16 protein-coding genes are annotated in these 17,502 nt (G+C 68.1%); 12 read left to right on the forward strand and 4 right to left on the reverse strand.

What is annotated here, in order from left to right; translation table 11 throughout:
* The first annotated feature begins 4 nt into the window (after nucleotides 1-4).
* The 11 genes from G6N56_RS18495 to G6N56_RS18545 all read left to right on the forward strand — a co-directional run bounded on the left by G6N56_RS18495 (nucleotide 5) and on the right by G6N56_RS18545 (nucleotide 11,883).
* Nucleotides 5-1,327 (forward strand): MCE family protein, encoded by a 1,323-nt coding sequence (locus G6N56_RS18495; protein ID WP_085254393.1) that lies wholly within the window; start codon nucleotides 5-7, stop codon nucleotides 1,325-1,327.
* Nucleotides 1,324-2,364 carry a virulence factor Mce family protein gene (locus tag G6N56_RS18500; protein WP_085254394.1) on the forward strand — a complete coding sequence of 347 codons (1,041 nt, stop codon included), beginning with the start codon at nucleotides 1,324-1,326 and terminating at the stop codon, nucleotides 2,362-2,364. Before G6N56_RS18495 ends, G6N56_RS18500 begins: the two co-directional genes overlap by 4 nt.
* Nucleotides 2,361-3,953, forward strand: a complete 1,593-nt coding sequence (locus G6N56_RS18505) for a virulence factor Mce family protein (RefSeq protein ID WP_085254395.1) — start codon at nucleotides 2,361-2,363, stop codon at nucleotides 3,951-3,953. The genes G6N56_RS18500 and G6N56_RS18505 overlap by 4 nt, the downstream gene beginning before the upstream one ends.
* Nucleotides 3,950-5,521, forward strand: coding sequence for a virulence factor Mce family protein (locus G6N56_RS18510; RefSeq protein ID WP_085254396.1), 1,572 nt, complete (start codon nucleotides 3,950-3,952; stop codon nucleotides 5,519-5,521). The genes G6N56_RS18505 and G6N56_RS18510 overlap by 4 nt, the downstream gene beginning before the upstream one ends.
* A 104-nt stretch (nucleotides 5,522-5,625) precedes the next feature.
* Entirely contained in the window at nucleotides 5,626-6,798 is a 1,173-nt protein-coding gene (locus G6N56_RS18515) for a virulence factor Mce family protein (protein WP_085254397.1), read from the forward strand.
* Entirely contained in the window at nucleotides 6,792-8,366 is a 1,575-nt protein-coding gene (locus G6N56_RS18520) for a virulence factor Mce family protein (RefSeq protein WP_085254398.1), read from the forward strand. Before G6N56_RS18515 ends, G6N56_RS18520 begins: the two co-directional genes overlap by 7 nt.
* A complete protein-coding gene (locus G6N56_RS18525) occupies nucleotides 8,336-9,076 on the forward strand; it encodes an Rv1363c family protein (protein ID WP_085254399.1) in 741 nt (246 codons plus the stop codon). Before G6N56_RS18520 ends, G6N56_RS18525 begins: the two co-directional genes overlap by 31 nt.
* Nucleotides 9,073-10,038, forward strand: coding sequence for an RDD family protein (locus G6N56_RS18530; protein WP_085254400.1), 966 nt, complete (start codon nucleotides 9,073-9,075; stop codon nucleotides 10,036-10,038). Before G6N56_RS18525 ends, G6N56_RS18530 begins: the two co-directional genes overlap by 4 nt.
* Nucleotides 10,035-10,589, forward strand: a complete 555-nt coding sequence (locus G6N56_RS18535) for an Rv1363c family protein (RefSeq protein ID WP_085254401.1) — start codon at nucleotides 10,035-10,037, stop codon at nucleotides 10,587-10,589. Before G6N56_RS18530 ends, G6N56_RS18535 begins: the two co-directional genes overlap by 4 nt.
* Nucleotides 10,556-11,206, forward strand: a complete 651-nt coding sequence (locus G6N56_RS18540) for an Mce protein (RefSeq protein ID WP_085254445.1) — start codon at nucleotides 10,556-10,558, stop codon at nucleotides 11,204-11,206. Before G6N56_RS18535 ends, G6N56_RS18540 begins: the two co-directional genes overlap by 34 nt.
* Entirely contained in the window at nucleotides 11,206-11,883 is a 678-nt protein-coding gene (locus G6N56_RS18545) for a YoaK family protein (protein WP_085254402.1), read from the forward strand. The genes G6N56_RS18540 and G6N56_RS18545 overlap by 1 nt, the downstream gene beginning before the upstream one ends.
* On the opposite strand, the gene G6N56_RS18550 is transcribed toward G6N56_RS18545, so the two are convergent.
* The 4 genes from G6N56_RS18550 to G6N56_RS18565 all read right to left on the reverse strand — a co-directional run bounded on the left by G6N56_RS18550 (nucleotide 11,876) and on the right by G6N56_RS18565 (nucleotide 16,214).
* Entirely contained in the window at nucleotides 11,876-12,994 is a 1,119-nt protein-coding gene (locus tag G6N56_RS18550) for a phosphodiester glycosidase family protein (protein ID WP_142280458.1), read from the reverse strand. The two genes, G6N56_RS18545 and G6N56_RS18550, sit on opposite strands and share 8 nt — an antisense overlap.
* Nucleotides 12,995-13,073: 79 nt before the next feature.
* Nucleotides 13,074-14,456 carry a YhgE/Pip domain-containing protein gene (locus G6N56_RS18555; RefSeq protein WP_085254404.1) on the reverse strand — a complete coding sequence of 461 codons (1,383 nt, stop codon included), beginning with the start codon at nucleotides 14,454-14,456 and terminating at the stop codon, nucleotides 13,074-13,076.
* Between the two features lie 141 nt (nucleotides 14,457-14,597).
* Entirely contained in the window at nucleotides 14,598-15,323 is a 726-nt protein-coding gene (locus G6N56_RS18560; RefSeq protein WP_085254405.1) for a pirin family protein, read from the reverse strand.
* 24 nt (nucleotides 15,324-15,347) lie between these two features.
* Nucleotides 15,348-16,214, reverse strand: a complete 867-nt coding sequence (locus G6N56_RS18565) for an IclR family transcriptional regulator (RefSeq protein ID WP_085254406.1) — start codon at nucleotides 16,212-16,214, stop codon at nucleotides 15,348-15,350.
* 62 nt (nucleotides 16,215-16,276) lie between these two features.
* Between G6N56_RS18565 and G6N56_RS18570 the strand changes: the two genes are divergently transcribed.
* Complete coding sequence (locus G6N56_RS18570) at nucleotides 16,277-17,410, forward strand: NAD(P)H-dependent amine dehydrogenase family protein (protein ID WP_085254407.1); 1,134 nt, start codon at nucleotides 16,277-16,279, stop codon at nucleotides 17,408-17,410.
* The last annotated feature ends 92 nt before the right edge of the window (nucleotides 17,411-17,502 follow it).

Genomic DNA, 17,502 nt, shown 5'->3' on the forward strand with positions numbered 1-17,502 from the left:
CGCCATGGCAGCACCGATCAAGGTCAACTCCCCGCGGAACCCGCCGTACAAACTGGCCGGCGTCGCGCTGCTGGTGGTCGGGGCCATCGTCCTCGTCCTGGTGTATGGCCAGTTCCGCGGCGACTTCACCCCGAAGACCAAACTGACGATGGTCGCCTCCCGGGCCGGGCTCGTGATGGACCCGGGCTCGAAAGTCACCTACAACGGCGTGGAGATCGGCCGGGTCGCCGACATCGGCGAGACCATGCGCGACGGGAAGCCGGCCGCCAAGTTCACGCTGGACGTCTACCCCCGGTACCTCTCGCTGATCCCGGCGAACGTGACCGCCGACATCAAGGCCACCACGGTGTTCGGTGGCAAGTACGTGTCGCTGACGACGCCGAGGGACGCCCAGGGGAATGCCGTCGCGAAAGGGCGCCTGAACCCGCAGACCACGATCGTCGCGAGCACGGTGACGACGGAGATCAACACACTGTTCCAGACGATCACCTCGATCGCTGAAAAGGTCGATCCGGTGAAGTTGAACCTGACGCTCAGCGCCGCCGCGCAGTCGCTGACCGGGCTGGGCGACCGGTTCGGGCAGTCGGTCGTCAACGCCAACGCGATTCTCGACGACGTCAACCCGCAGATGCCGCAGGCACGCCGGGACATCCAGCAGCTGGCGGCGCTGGGCGACACTTACGCCGACGCCGCGCCGGACCTGCTTGACTTCCTCAACAACGCGGTGGTGACCGCCCGCACCATCAACCGCCAGCAGAAGGACCTGGACCAGGCCCTGTTGTCGGCGGCGGGATTCGGCAACACCGGCGCCGACATCTTCGAGCGCGGCGGGCCCTACCTGGCGCGCGGGGCCAAGGACCTGGTGCCGTCGGCCCAGCTGCTCGACACCTACAGCCCGGCCATCTTCTGCACCATCCGCAACTATCACGACATCGAGCCCAAGGCGGCCTCGTTCCTGGGCGGCAACGGCTACTCGCTGAACACCGAGACCGAGGCGCTGTCCGGCCTGGGGCTCATCGCGAACCCGCTTTCGCTGGCCGCGGTCAGCCTCCTCACGATGGGGCTCGGCGGGGTCGCCGGGCTGGTGGGCGGGGCGCCGAACCCTTACACCTATCCGGAGAACCTGCCGCGGGTCAACGCGCGCGGCGGGCCGGGCGGTGCGCCGGGCTGCTGGCAGCAGATCACCCACGACCTGTGGCCCGCGCCCGAGTTGGTCATGGACACCGGCAACAGCATCGCGCCGTACAACCACCTGGACACCGGGTCGCCGTACGCGATCGAGTACGTCTGGGGCCGCCAGGTAGGGGATAACACGATCAACCCATGAAAATCACCGGTACCGTCGTCCGACTCGGCATCTTCTCACTGGTGCTGCTGCTGTTCACCGTGATGATCATCGTGGTGTTCGGTCAGATGCGTTTCGACCGCACGTACAAGTACTCCGCGGAATTCACTAACGCCAGCGGGCTGCGGGCGGGCCAGTTCGTCCGGGCCTCCGGCGTGGAGATCGGCAAGGTCGGTTCCGTCGATCTGGTCGACGGCGGCAAGCGCGCGAGGGTCGAGTTCGACGTCGACCGCGGGGTGCCGCTGTACCAGTCGACGACGGCCCAGATCCGGTACCTGGATCTGATCGGCAACCGCTACCTGGAGCTCAAGCGCGGCGAGGGCGAGGGCGCCGACCGCGTGCTGTCCCCGGGCGGGTTCATCCCCGTCTCGCGGACCTCGCCGGCGCTTGACCTCGACGCGCTGATCGGTGGGTTCAAGCCGTTGTTCCGGGCGCTGGACCCGCAGAAGGTGAACACCATCGCGACGGCGCTGGTCACGGTGTTCCAGGGCCAGGGCGGCACCATCAACGACATCCTCGACCAGACGGCTCAGCTGACCTCCCAGCTCGGGGAGCGTGATCAGGCGATCGGCCAGGTGGTCAAGAACCTGAACATCGTGCTGGACACCACGGTCCGGCACCGTCAGCAGTTCGACCAGACGGTGAACAATCTCGAGGGCCTGATCACCGGCCTCAAGGACCACAAGGATCAGCTGGCGGGCGGGACGGCGCACATCAGCAACGCCGCGGGCACGGTGGCCGACCTGCTGGCCGAGGATCGCGGGCTGCTGCACAAGACCATCGACTACCTGGACGCGGTCCAGCAGCCGCTCATCGACCAGCAGGATCAGCTGCAGGACTACCTGAAGAAGGTGCCCACGGCCCTGAACATGATCGGCCGCGCCATCGGGTCCTACGGCGACTTCGTCAACTTCTATTCCTGCGACATCACTCTCAAGCTGAACGGCCTGCAGCCGGGCGGTCCCGTCCGCACGGTCCGGCTCTTCCAGCAGCCGACGGGTAGGTGCACGCCGCAATGAGAACGCTTGAACCACCCAACCGGATGCGCATCGGCTTGATGGGCATCCTGGTCACGCTGCTCATCGTCGGCGTGGGTCAGAGCATCACGAGTGTTCCGATGCTCACGGCCAAGCCCGAGTACTACGGGCAGTTCACCGACACCGGCGGCATCAGCACCGGCGACAAGGTGCGCATCGCCGGCGTGGACGTCGGCAAGGTGGAGAGCCTGCGGATCGACGGCGACCACATCGTGGTCAAGTTCAACATCGGCACGGCCACCATCGGCACCGAGAGTCGGCTGGCCATCAAGACCGACACCATCCTCGGTAAGAAGATCCTCGAGATCGAGGCCCGGGGCAACCAGACGCTGCGGCCGGGCAGCGCCCTGCCACTGGGGCAGAGCACGACCCCCTATCAGATCTACGACGCGTTCTTCGACGCCACCAAGGCCGCCTCCGGATGGGACATCGACACGGTCAAGCAGTCGCTGCACGTGCTCTCGGACACGATCGATCAGACCTATCCGCACCTGAGTGCCGCGCTCGACGGGGTCGCGAAATTCTCCGACACCATCGGCAAGCGCGACGAGGAGATCAAACACCTGCTCGCCCAGGCGAACCAGGTGGCGAGCGTCCTCGGGGACCGCAGCGACCAGGTCGATCGCCTGCTGGTCAACGCGAAGACGCTGCTGGCCGCGTTCAACGAGCGCGGGCGCGCGATCGACGCCTTGCTGGCCAACGTCGCCGCGTTCTCCCAGCAGGTCAAGGGCTTCATCAACGACAACCCGAACCTGAACCACGTGCTCGAGCAGCTGCGGACGGTCAGCGACATCCTGGTGCAGCGCAAGGACGACCTGGCCGCGGGCTTCACCGAGGTCGGCAAGTTCCTGCCGTCGCTGAACGAGGCCATCGCATCGGGCCCGTTCTTCAAAGTCGTGCTGCACAACCTGGCGCCGTACCAGATCATCCAGCCTTTCGTCGACGCCGCCTTCAAGAAGCGCGGCATCGACCCGGAGAACTTCTGGCGCAGCGCCGGCCTGCCGGAGTTCCGCTGGCCCGACCCCAACGGCACCCGGTTCCCCAACGGCGCGCCGCCGCCGGCGCCGCCGGTGTTGGAGGGCACGCCGGACCACCCCGGGCCCGCGGTTCCCCCGGGATCGCCCTGCTCCTACACGCCGGCCAACCCCGGCGGCAACATCACCACCGGCGACGAGGGCCTGCCCCGGCCGTGGAACCCGCTGCCGTGTGCCGGTGCGAACATCGGTCCGTTCGGCGGCCCGGGCTTCCCCGCGCCCGTCGACGTCGCGACGTCGCCACCCAACCCGGACGGCCTGCCGCCCACGCCGGGCATCCCGATCGCGGGGCGGCCGGGTGACCCGCCGCCGAATGCGCCCGGCACCCCGGTGCCGCTGCCGACGCAGGCGCCGCCGGGCGCGCGCACCGAGAACCTGGCGCCGGCCGGCCCGACGCCGCCGCCGTCGACGTTCGCCCCGGCCCTGCCGCCGGGCCCGCCGGCGCCGCCCGGACCGGGAAACCAACTGCCGGCACCGTTCATCAATCCGGGCGGAACCGGAGGCAGCGGCGCAGCGGGAGGGGGTAGCCAGAATTGAGCACCATCTTTGACATCCGCAACCTGCGGTTACCGAAGCTGACGCGCGCGACCATGATCGTCGGCACGGTGGCGGTGGTGCTCGTGTTGGCGCTCGGCTACGTGGGCTACCAGCTCTATCAGAAGCTGACCAACAACACGGTGGTCGCGTATTTCCCGGCGGCGAACGCTTTGTACCCGGGGGACAAGGTTCAGATCATGGGCCTGCGGGTGGGCGCGATCGACAAGATCGAGCCGACCGGCGACAAGATGAAGGTCACCTTCCACTACGAGAACAAGTACAAGGTGCCGGCCAACGCGTCGGCGGTGATCCTCAACCCCACGCTGGTGGCGTCGCGCGCGATCCAGTTGGAGCCCGCCTACAAGGGCGGCCCGGTGCTGGCCGACAACGCGGTGATCCCCGAGGAGCGCACGCAGGTCCCGGTGGAATGGGACCAGCTGCGCAACAGCATCACCAACATCATCTCCAAGCTCGGCCCGACGCCCGAGCAGCCGACGGGCCCGTTCGGTGAGGTGATCGAGTCGTTCGCCGACGGGTTGGCCGGCAAGGGCAAGCAGATCAACACCACGCTCAGCAGCCTCTCGCAGGCAGTGACCGCCCTGAACGAGGGCCGCGGCGACTTCTTCGCGGTGCTCAAGAGCCTGGCGCTGTTCGTCAACGCGCTGCACCAGGACGACCAGCAGTTCGTGGCGCTCAACCAGAACCTGGCCGACGTGACCACCCGGCTCGCGCACAACGACAGCGATCTGGCCAACGCGGTCCAGCAATTCGACAGCCTGCTGTCCACCGTGCGCCCGTTCCTGGACAAGAACCGCCAGGTGTTGACGCAGGACGTGAACAACCTGGCGACCGCGACGAATGCGCTGCTTCAGCCCGATCCGCTGAACGGGCTGGAGACCGCGCTGCACATCCTGCCGACGGCCGCGTCCAACATCAACCAGATCTACCACCCGTCGCACGGCGCGGTGGTCGCCATCCCGGCGATCACCAACTTCGCCAACCCGATGCAGTTCATCTGCAGCGCGATCCAGGCCGGCAGCCGCGCCGGGTACCAGGAGTCCGCCGAGCTGTGCGCGCAGTACCTCGGGCCGATCCTGGATTCGATCAAGTTCAACTATCTGCCCTTCGGCCTGAACCTGTTCAGCACCGCCGAGACCTTGCCCAAGGAGGTCGCGTACTCGGAACCACGGCTGCAGCCGCCGAACGGTTATAAGGACACGACCGTCCCGGGCATCTGGGTGCCGGACACGCCGACGTCGCACCGCAACACCCAGCCCGGCTGGATCGTCGCCCCCGGCATGCAGGGTCAGCAGGTGGGGCCGATCACGTCGGGTCTGATGACGCCCGACTCGCTGGCCGAGCTCATGGGAGGCCCTGACATCGCGCCCGTCCAGTCCACGTTGCAGACCCCGCCGGGACCGCCGAACGCGTACGACGAGAACCCGTCGCCGCTCATCGGGCTGAACCCGCCGCAGGTGCCGATCCCGCCGCCTCCGCCGGGCCCCGGTGTGGTCCCGGGCCCGGTCGCGCCGACGCCCTCTCCGCTTGACGCAGGGCTGGGCCAGTGAGGCGCGCGACGAGCGCGGGACGCGCGAGGAGTAAGCCGAACCATGGGGCGGTGAGGCGCGCGACGAGCGCGGGACGCGCGAGGAGTAAGCCGAACCATGGGGCGGTGAGGCGCGCGACGAGCCTTACGGGGCTGATCCGGCACCGGGCCTGGCAGACCCTGGTGCTGGCGGTGGCCGCGGTGGCGCTGAGCTCGTGCGGTTGGCGCGGCATCTCGAACGTGCCGATCCCGGGCGGCCCGGGCAGCGGTTCGGGTGCCATGACCATCTACGTGCAGGTGCCGGACACGCTCGCGATCAACGGCAACAGCAAGGTGATGGTCGCCGACGTCTTCGTCGGGTCCATCAAGTCGATTCAGCTGAAAAACTGGATCGCCACGCTGACGCTGGGCATCGACAAGAATGTGAAGCTGCCGAAGAACGCCACCGCCAAGATCGGCCAGACCTCCCTGCTGGGGTCCCAGCACGTCGAGCTGGCCGCACCGCCGAACCCGTCCCAGCAGTTCCTCAAGGACGGCGACACCATCCCGCTGAAGAACTCCTCTGCGTTCCCGACCACCGAGCAGACGCTGGCGAGCCTCTCGCTGATCCTGCGCGGCGGCGGCATCCCCAACCTGGAGGTGCTACAGAACGAGGTCTTCAATATCTTCAACGGGCGGGGTAACCAGATCCGGTCGTTCCTGGGCAAGCTGGACACCTTCACCGACCAGCTCAACCAGCAGCGCGACGACATCACCCACGCCATCGACTCGACCAACCGGCTGCTGGCCTACGTGGGTGGCCGGGCCGACGTCCTCGATCGGGTGCTCACCGACCTCCCGCCGCTGATAAAGCACTTCGCCGACACCAAGAACCTGCTGATCAACGCGGTCGACTCGCTGGGACGGCTCAGCCAGGCCGCCGACCAGTACCTGTCGGAGGCGCGCGGGCCCCTGCACACCGACCTGCAGGCGCTGCAGTGCCCGCTCAAGGAGCTGGGCAAGGCCTCGCCGTACCTGATCGGCGCGCTGAAGCTGATCCTCACCCAGCCGTTCGACATCGACACGGTGCCGAAGCTGTTCCGCGGTGACTACATCAACGTCTCGCTGACGCTCGACGTGACTTACAGCGCGGTCGACAACGCGTTCCTCACTGGCACGGGGCTGTCGGGTGCCCTTCGGGCGCTGGAGCAGTCGTTTGGCCGCGACCCCGAGACGATGATCCCCGACGTCCGCTACACGCCGAACCCCAATGACGCGCCGGGCGGACCGCTGGTGGAAAGGGCGGATAGGAATTGCTGACACCCTTCATCAGACGCCAGCTGATCGTCTTCGGGATCATGACCGTGATCTCGGTCCTGGTGCTGGGTGTCTACTACCTGCAGATTCCCAGCCTGGTGGGCATCGGCCGGTACACGCTGAACGCGGAGCTGCCCGCGTCCGGGGGCCTGTACCCCACGGCCAACGTGACCTACCGCGGCATCACCATCGGCAAGGTCACCGACGTCGAGCCCACCGAGACGGGCGCCCGCGCGAAGATGAGCCTCGACAGCCGCTACAAGATCCCGGTCGACGCCACGGCCAACGTGCACTCGGTCTCGGCGGTCGGTGAGCAGTACCTCGATTTGGAATCGACCGGCAGCCATCCCCGCCAGTTCTTCTCTGACGGGCAGACCATCACGTGCGGGCCCGGCCCGCAGTGCAAGAACACGGTGCCCAGCGAGATCGGACCGGCCCTGGACACGGCCAATCGCGGGCTCGCCGCCCTGCCGAAGGACAAGATCAGCTCATTGCTCGACGAGACGGCCCAGTCCGTCGGCGGATTGGGTCCCGCCCTGCAGCGACTCGTCGACGGCACGCAGGCGATCGTCGGTGACTTCAAGACCAACATCTCGGACACCAACGACCTCATCCAGCATTCCGGACCGATCCTGGACAGCCAGGTCAATTCGGGCAGCGCCATCGAGCGTTGGGCGCGCAACCTGAACAGGTTGTCGGCCCAGGCCGCCCAGAACGACCAGCACGTGCGGAGCGTGCTGTCCCAGGCCGCGCCGACCGCCGATCAGGTCAACGAGGTGTTCAACGACGTCCGGGACTCGCTGCCCCAGACCTTGGCCAATCTCGAGGTGGTGTTCGACCTGCTCAAGCGCTACCACACGGGTGTGGAGCAGGTGCTGGTGTTCCTTCCCCAGGGCGCGTCGATCGCGCAGACGGTGGCCGCCCCGTTCCCGAACCAGGCGGCTCTGGACCTCGCGCTGTCGATCAACCAGCCGCCGCCGTGCCTCACCGGCTTCATTCCGGCACCGGAGTGGCGGTCGCCTGCCGACACGAGCATGCAGCCGCTGCCGTCGGGGACGTACTGCAAGATCCCGATGGACACCCCGGCCAACAGCGTGCGCGGGTCGCGCAACATCCCCTGCACCGACGTTCCGGGCAAGCGGGCGGCCACGCCGCGCGAGTGCCGCGACCCCAAGCCGTACGTGCCGGCGGGTACCAACCCCTGGTACGGCGACCCGAACCAGACCCTGACGTGCCCGGCGCCCGCGGCCCGCTGTGACCAGCCGGTCAAGCCGGGGTTGGTGATCCCGGCGCCGTCGGTGGACAACGGCTTGAACCCGGCACCGTCGGATCGCGTCGCGGGAACACCGCCACCGGTCAGCGACCCGTTGTCGCGCCCCGGATCGGGTACGGTGCAGTGCAACGGCCAGCAGCCCAACCCGTGCGTTTACACTCCGGGCGGGCCCCCAGTCGCGATGTACAGCCCGCAGAGCGGTCAGCTGGTGGGGCCCGACGGGGTCAAGTACTCCGTCGAAAACTCGACCAAAACAGGAGACGACGGATGGAAGGAGATGCTGGCGCCAGCCGGCTGAACCCCCCACCCATGCCGACGAATCGTCGTCTGCGTAGGCGCAACCGCACTTTCAGGTCAACAGATCTTCCGGGGTCGGACGTGGCGCAGGACGAGACCGATGAGACGACCGCCACCGCGACGGCCCAGGAGTCGACCGAGACCGAAACCGAGGTTGAAGCCGAACCGGAGGCAGATGTCGAGGCTGAGGTCGAGGCCAGGCCCGGACGCCGGCCGTCGCGGTTGGGTCGCGGCTGGCAGGCCGGGATCGCCGCGGCGCTCGTGCTGTGCGCGGCGGCGGTGGGGACCGGCGGCTACTTCGCGCTGCGGTTCCACCAACAGGCGCAGACCATAGCCCGCAATGACGCCGCCGCACTCAAGGCGGCGGTGGATTGCGTGTCGGCGACCCAGGCACCCGACACCAACGCGATGGCTGCCAGCGAGAAGAAGATCATCGACTGCGGCACTGACGCTTTCCACTCCCAGGCCCTGCTCTACACCAGCATGATCGTCCAGGCCTACCAGGCCGCCAACGTCCACGTTCAGGTATCCGACGTGCGGGCGGCCGTGGAGCGCAACAACGGCGACGGGTCGATCGATGTGCTTGTCGCGCTTCGCGTCAAGGTGGACAGCAACGAGCAGCAGAAAGAGACCGGATATCGGCTGCGGGTGAAGATGGCGCTGGCGGATGGCGAGTACAAGATCTCCAAGCTCGACCAGGTGACGAAGTGACCGTGGTGGTCGAGGAGCCTCAGACCACCGCCGTCAGCGAGTCACCACCGAACCCGTTGGCTCCGTGGCGTCTTCGCGCCGGCGCCATCAGTGTGGACGTGCTGCCCGGCGCGGCGGTGGTCGCCACGATGGCGTTGGTCGCGTTGAGTCTGCCGCAGCATCCCGTTTGGTGGTGGGTGTGTGTCGCGATCGGTGGGCTGGCCATCCTGCTGATGCTGCTCAACAGGCTGCTGCTGCCGACGGTCACCGGGTGGAGCCTCGGGCGGGCCCTGTTCGGCGTCGCGGTGACCCGGCGTGACGGATCGGCCCCCACGCCGTGGGCGCTGTTGCTCCGCGACCTGGCCCACCTGCTCGATACCGCGTCGGTGGTGGGATGGCTTTGGCCACTGTGGGATTCGCGCGGTCGGACCTTCGCCGACATGCTGTTGCGGACCGAGGTGCGGCGCGCCGACGGGCCGGGGCCCAATGTGCGGCCCTGGGTGCTGGGCGTCCTGGCGACGGCGACGTCGTTGTGCCTCGGCGGCGCCGCGGTGGGCGGCGTGGTGGTATACGCGCAGGATCGGGCCTCCCAACAGACTACGGCGGAGATCGCCGTTCAGGGGCCGAAGATCGTCGCCCAGATGTTGACGTACGACCCGAAGTCGTTGGCCGGCGACTTCGCCCGCGCCCGGTCGCTGGCCACCGACAAGTACCGCGGCCAGCTGGCGGCGCAGCAGGAGATCGTGCAAAAAGGCCACCCGGTCATCAACGAGTACTGGCCGGTCAACAGCGCGGTCCTGGACGCGGCCCCGGATCGGGCGACGATGCTGCTGTTTCTACAGGGCCGGCGGGGTGCTGCGCCCGACGAACGGTACATCACCGCCACCGTCCGGGTGGTGTTCGCCAAAGGCGGGGACAACCGCTGGCGCGTCGACGATCTCGCCGTCCTGACCAAACCGAAGCCGCCCGGGAGCGGCAAGTGAGTCCCCGCCGCAGGGTCCTGCCCGGGGAGGAGCCACTGTTCGTCGAGCAGCCGCTGCCGCCGGGGCGGTCGCGGCTGCTGCCGGGGGCCGGCGTGGTGGCGGCGGTGCTGATGGCGGCCGCGATCGCGGTGTCGGCGTTGGTGCTGATCTCCTACCAGTCACGGGAACATGCCGAGTCGAGGGACCGCGAGGTGCTGAGCTACGTGACCGGTTTCATGACGCAGTTCACCTCTGTCGATCCGTTCCACGCCAACGACTATGTGACGCGGGTCCAGGCCCAGGCGACCGGCGACTTCGCCAAGAAGTACCGCGAGAAGGCGAACGAGATCCTGCTGCAGATCGCCCGCGCCGAACCGGCCACCGGGACAGTACTCGGCGCCGGGGTGGAACGGTGGAACGACGATGGGAGCGTCAACGTCATCGTGGCGACCGCCGTCAGCACGAAATCGGCGGACGAGAAGCAGGTCATCGAGAACACGAATCGTTGGACGGCAACCGCCACGCAGGAAGGAAAGCAGTGGAAGATCAGCAACCTGCAGCAGGTGATCTGACCGACGACGAACCAGACTCGGCGCCAACGGAATCCGCTGAGACCGAGACCGAGACCGAGACCGAGACGCCCGCCAAGCGCCGACGGGTCCGGACCAAACGGCTGGCCGGCAAGTGGCTACCCGTCGCCGTCGCGCTGGCCGCCGTGCTCTTCGTCGGATCCGCAGCCTTCGCCGGGGCAACGATGCAGCCGTACCTGACCGACCGCGCCGCCGCGGCGACCAAGATGAAAGTCGCGCGCACGGCGGCCAACGCGATCACGACGCTGTGGACCTACACGCCGGAGAACATGGACGGCCTGGCCGACCGCGCGGCGGCTTACCTCAGCGGCGACTTCGAAGCCCAGTACCGCAAGTTCATCGACGCGATCGTCGCGCCCAACAAGCAGGCCAAGATCACCAACAGCACCGAAGTCACCGGCGCGGCGGTCGAATCCCTCGACGACTCCAACGCCGTCGTCATCGTGTACACGAACACCTCGTCGACGAGCCCGCTGACCAAGAACATCCCGTCGCTGAAGTACCTGTCCTACCGGCTGTTCATGAAACGCGCGGGCACCCGCTGGCTGGTCACCCGGATGACCACGATCACGTCGCTGGATCTGACCCCCCACGTCTAGTGGCCGTCAGCTCCCCGGTATCCGACCGCTCGACGGTTGCCGCCCTGCTGCTCCTCACCTTCGCCACCGGCCTCGCCGACGCGATCAGCATCCTGGTGCTCGGACACGTCTTCGTCGCCAACATGACCGGAAACGTGATCTTCCTTGGCTTTTGGCTCGCGCCGCGGACCAGCATCGACCTGACGGCGGTCGTGGTGGCCCTGCCGACGTTCGTGTGCACGACGATCGTCAGCGGCCGGTTGTCGCGGCACTTCGGTGATCGCGCGCGACCGTGGATCACCACCGTGCTGGCGATGGAGATCACGCTGCTGATCGGGTTGTCGATCCTGGCCGGCGCGGGTGTCCTGCACTACCACGACAATTCGAAGCTGATCATGATCGGCCTGCTCGCGGTCACCTTCGGCCTGCAGCATTCGAGCGCCCGCCAGTTCGGGATCCAGGAACTCTCCACCACCGTGCTCACGTCGACGATCGTCAGCCTCGGCCTGGACAGCCGCCTGGCCGGCGGTACCGGCGCCCGCCAAGGGCTGCGTCTGAGCGTCGTCGTGACGATGTGCGCCGGCGCCCTGGTGGGAGCGACGTTGTCGCGGTTCGTCGTCGCCCCGGTGTTCGCCCTCACGGCGGCGGTGGTCGCAACCAGCCTGCTGATCTTCCGGTGGGGGCCGAAAGCTAGTTGAACGCCAACCAGCTGGGCAGCGCCCGCTCGTGGGAGTCGCACAGCACCTGGCGGGTGTCGCACGATCCCCGCGGGGAGCCGGCGCCGGCCCACATGCCGCCGGTGTCGCGGCGCAGCACGATGGCCGAGGAGCCGCCGCCGTCCAGCAGGACAGCGGTGTCACTGCCCAGGCCGCGGAAGAGGTCCTGCATGTTGTCGGGCGTGTAGTTGCCGCCCTCGAAGACGTACATCTCGTCCTTCTGCTTGGCGTAGGCCAGGGCCGTTCGCGCCGCGCTCGGTCCGCCGTCGTGGAGCTGCCCGGTGTTGCCGGGCGCCAACAGGCCGATGCCCGATACCGCGACGAATCGCTCGTTCTTGTTGAGCAGGTCCTGGACCACCGGGGTGGCGGCGTCGTAATCGTGTTTGGTCCTGGGCCATACCACGTACGGCGCGCCACCCGTCGGCAGGATCATCGTGGTCAGCGCGCTCCAGCTCTCGCCGCCGCCGGACAAGCCCTGTTTGCCGGGGTAGGCGACCGTGCCGGTCACCGCCTGGTTGGCGCGGCCCTGGCCATGGGTGTTGTCGACGAAGGCGCCCAGCGGTGAGCTGCACCCGGTTTGGCGCCACGAGCCGCCCTTCTGCCCGCGCACGTCGAAGAAGTTCGCGTTGATCGCGATCGTCGGCTGCCCCATGCGTTGCCATGCCTGCAGCGGCGCGTAGACCTCCGACGCCTGCCACAGCCCCTCGCCGGTGCGGGCCGCGGGGTTGTTCTCACAGCGGGCCTGGTCGCCCTGATGGGTGTCGACGAGCAGGTGCGGGGTCAGCCGGCTCGCCGCGTTCTTGATGATCATCAGGTGGCCGCCGTTGTTCATCTCGTACCAGCTACCGCCCGCGTTGAGCATCGGCGCGGGGTGGCCCGGCCCGAAGTTGTAGACCAGGTAAGACCCCCTGGTGGAGTCGATGGCGCTGGCGAGCAGGTCTCGGCCGTCGGCGGCGCGCGCAACGGGCTGCCCCGCGGTGGCCGCCAGCGCGACACACGTGACGAAGGCGACGAGGGCGGCGCAGCAGGCAGCCAGCCGGCGCAAGCTTGCGCTTGAGGTCAGCACGGTAGCCCTTTCGGCCCTGATGTGGATGCAACAAGAAAAGCATCAGTCACACCAGTCACACTGTCAACTAAGATAACGGCCGGGTCAAGCTTGGGCACCGCTCGAATTACGTTTGTTCGCTTATGCTTTCGGATTCGGTCTCATCCGCGGGCGCGCGCTTATCTTGGCGCGCCTGGTAGGCCGCCTGGTGTTCCACGGCGATCGCCATCGCCACCGCGCCGGGGATCCGGTGGAAGCCCTTGCGGTCGTACATGTGCGTGATGATGCCGCCGAACAGCAGGCCGATCACGAGGCCGATCGCGGTCAGGGTCAGCGCCTGGGACAGGCCGGAGCCCGTGCGCCCGTCGAGATAGGCCAGCGACCGTACGCCCAGGAACACCTGGTGCATCGGCTCGAACTCGGCCAGCCAGCGGAACAGCGGCGGCGTCGCCTCCAGGGGGACCGTGGCGCCCGCCGACGGCAGACCAAGGATCACGAAGATCAGCATGCTGACCAGCAGGCCCATCGAACCCAGTACCGACAGCACGGAGCTGGACGTCACGCCGACCGCGGCGATCGCGAAGACGCCGAAGGCCCACAACTGCCAGCCGTGGTCGATCGGCATACCTAGCCCGTGCGCGATCGCCAGGTATGCCGCCGAGGTGAGCAGCGCCAGCAGCACCATCATCGCCCACTTGACCACCAGCGTCTGGAAACGCGAGATTCTGACCTGCTCGGCGAAACGATAGACCGGACCGAATTCGGCTGGCACGTAACCGAGTAACGCATCGACGAGCGTGCTCACCACGACGCTGCCGGTGAAGCCCGCGAGCAACAGCAGCAGGGCGTAATAGAACGCCGACAGCCCGTTGCCGGTGCCGTTGGGCAGGGGCCTGTATACGGTGGACTTGACGTCGACGGGATTGGCGATGCCCAGCTGCGAGGCTCCGGTAAGGGGCGCCCCACCGGTCTGCGCGGCGACATCGGCCGTAAGTCGTTGGCCCACTCTGCTGTTGACCACGGTCATCGCCTGAGTCAGCGTCTGCCCGGCGATGCTCGCGCCCAGCGTGCCCGCCCGCGGGTTGGTGGCGATCGTGATGGTGGGCCGCTCCGCGTGCACGGGAGCGACGGCGCTTTCGCCGAACTCGCGCAGCCGCGACGAAAACGTCGGCGGTATCACGGCTTCGCCGTAGACCTGGACCCGGTCCATCAGCTGCTGCGCCTCGTCGTGGGAGACGACGCGGACGTCGAACTTGTCCTTGTCCAGTCCGGCGACGACGCCATCGACGATCTGAGCGCCCGTCGGCCCGGCGTCCTCGTTGACCACGGCGATGGGGAAGTGGCGGAGGTTCGTCATCGGGTTCACGATGCCGCCGAGGTAGAGCGCGCACAGCGCCGACATCAGGGCCAGCGTGATGAGCAGCGGCGCCGCCCAGAATCGCACGGTCCGAATCGCCTTCACATTGCGCTTCGGGTCGGGCGCCGCGTGCCGCGGCCGCGATTGAGACATGCGGGCTCCTGTCTGTCGTGCTCACTCTATTGGGTTCGCCGGTTGATTGCGGCGACCCGCTGCGCCGTCGGCGGGGTTTCGGCGCGGATGCCCGGCTCGCCGGGCTGTCACGGCCACGCGCCCGGCTGGCCGGGCACGCGGCTAGCCGCCGAGCGCGGCGTGCATCTCCCACACCAGCAGTTCCGCCGGCTCGACCGCCGTGACCCGGCGGCCGTCGGAGTCGGCGAACCGCACCGCGTCGCCCTCGTGCAGCTCGCCGATCTCCTCCAAAGCGACGTGGCCGCGGGCGGCGAACACATGCACGAACGGCGCCCGCGGCAGCGGCACCGCATCGCCCGGCTTCAGGCGGGTCGCGTGCAACGCGGCCTGGCGGTTGTGCAGGCCGATGACGGCGTCGTGGCCCGGCATACCGGACGCGACGGGAACCAGCTCGCCCGCCAGGGCCTCGTCGCCGATCTCGCGCTGTTGGTAACCCGGCGCGATACCGGCCACCTCGGGTATGACCCACATCTGCACGAAATGCACTGCGTCAGTCGCCGATTGATTCTTCTCCGAGTGCAGTATCCCGCTGCCCGCCGACATGCGTTGCGCCAGACCCGGATAGATGACCCCGTGGTTGCCGGCCGAGTCTCGGTGGGTCAACTCGCCCCGCAACACCCAGGTGACGATCTCCATGTCGCGGTGGGCATGCGTCTCGAATCCGGTTCCCGGCTCCACGATGTCGTCGTTATTCACCAGGAGCAACCCGTGGTGGGTGTTGCGCGGGTCGTAGTGATCGCCGAAGGAGAACGAGTGCCGCGACTGCAGCCAGGGCGTCGTCGTGACGGCCCGGTCGGCGGCACGCCGGATCTCCGCGTTGGCTGCCATGTCGCCAGCTTAGTCAGCCGCCGGTCAGGCCGGCCCGGCGCCGAGTATTCCCTGGGCGTGGCGCAGCGCGTCCTCAAGAGCCGCCAGGGTCAGGCCCGAGGGGTGGCCCAGGTGGATCTCGACCTGGTACTCCGGCTGACCGTCCTGGCCGAATATCGGCAGGACCACGAATTCCGTTGAAGGCAGCTCTGTTTCGAGGACGCCGGTGACGGACTGCAGTGTCACTATGGTCATCAGAGTGGTGAGCTGACGGGTCACCTGGGCGGTCGGCTCGAGCGACGCCAGCACGCCCGCGAGCCGGTTGTGCAGCGACTGGTGGGTGTCGTCGAACCGCCACGCCCCGTAGCCCCGCGCACGGATGTCGGCCAGCACGCTCAGATGCTCCGCGATCTCGGCCCGGCTTAGCTGTGGCAGCACGCGGTACAACCACGCCTGCACGGACTCGTCGTCCCGCCATGCCATCGCGACGAGCCCGAACGGTGGATCGATGGGGAAGCGCTGGCCCACCGCGTGCCCGCCGTCGGTGCCGTGGCCGACCGCGTCGACGGTGGTCAGGTGCCGGCCGCCGATCCGGGACATCGAGCAGCCCGCACCCAGCGTGTCGTGCAGGAAGCGCAACGCCTCACGCCCGCGGTCGAGCAGCGGGAACTGCGTGCGCAGACCGTGCACCAGGCCGAACAGGCCGCTGCCCAGCACGTAGCGGCGGTCCTCGCGCCGGGTCACCCATGTTCGGCGTTCGAGTTCCGCCAGCACCAGCGCGCAGGTCGAGGTGCTGATCCGGCAGTTCTTTGCCAGCTCGGCCGACGTCTTCCCGTGCGGCGAATCCGCCAGGGCGGTAAGCACGTTCACCACCCGGGCGGTGGGCGGAGATTTGACGGTTGACGTTTGCACGACCCGCTCCTTACGATCCGCCAAATATTAACAGTCGGTGTCCTAATTTTAGGAGAAATGCAGTGTACAAGGTCGGAGTCTGGGGGCCGGGGTCCATGGGTGTGATCGCCCTGCGCGGAGTCGTCGACCACCCGGAGCTGGAACTGGTGGACGTCGTCGTGCACAGCGACGCCAAGGCGGGGCGCGACGCGGGGGAATTGTGCGGGATCGATCCGGTGGGGGTGGAGGCCACGCAGGATCCGGCCTCGCTGCTCGCCGGTGACGCCGACGCCGTCGTCTACGCCGCCGGGGCCAACCTGCGGCCCCTCGAGGCGGTCGAGGACATGGTGGCCCTGCTGCGCGCCGGAAAAAACGTGGTGTCGTGCTCGGTGGTGCCGCTGGTCTTTCCCGATGCGGTCGACGCGGCGTTCACCGAGCCGCTGCGACGCGCGGCCTTGGACGGTGGCGCCTCGTTCTTCACCACCGGGATTGACTCCGGCTTCGCGAACGACGTTCTGCCGCTCGTCCTTACCGGGGTATCGCGGGTGATCGAATCGGTGCGGGTGACGGAGATGTTCAATTACGCCACCTACCCCGACAAGGCCGCGGTGTACGAGATCCTGGGTTTCGGCCAGCCGCCGGAGTACCAGGCCTTCGCCGCGCAGCCCGGGATGTTCGCTTTCGGCTGGGGTCCGGTGCTGCACCAGCTCGCCGCCGGACTGGGCGTCAAGATCGACAACATCGAGGAGGCCAACGAGCGTATCCCCGCCACCGAATCGTTCGACACGCCCACGGGCCACGTCGCGGCCGGGACGATCGCGGCGATGCGGTCTACCCTGACCGGTTACGTCGGGGACAAGCCGACCTTTGTCCTCGATCACGTCACGCGGATGCGCGACGACATCGCCCCCGACTGGCCGCAGCCGATGATCTCCATCCCACCGAAGAACCTGGGCTTCGGCCCGGCCTCCGGCCGGGGGCTCTACCGCGTCGAGATCGAGGGCTCCCCGAGCATGCGATGCGAGTTCGAGATGGCCGAAAACCACGACCACGACCTGGGGGCGCGGATCGCCGGCGCCTCCCGGATGGTGAACGCCATCCCGGCGGTGTGCGCCGCGCCGCCCGGTCTGCTGTCCGCGCTGGACCTGCCCCTGGTGACCGGGTCCGGCCTGGTCCGTCCGGTGCCGGGGCCGTCGCCGGACAGCCGGCTGTTCTAGGACCGGCCGCGCTGCCGGCAGCAGGCCGATGAGCATATCGATGGGGTGCTCGGCGTCGGTCTGCCATTCGTCCCAGGCCAGGTGACCGCTCA

Origin of the sequence: Mycobacterium saskatchewanense, from assembly GCF_010729105.1 — a bacterium.
GTDB lineage: Bacteria > Actinomycetota > Actinomycetes > Mycobacteriales > Mycobacteriaceae > Mycobacterium > Mycobacterium saskatchewanense.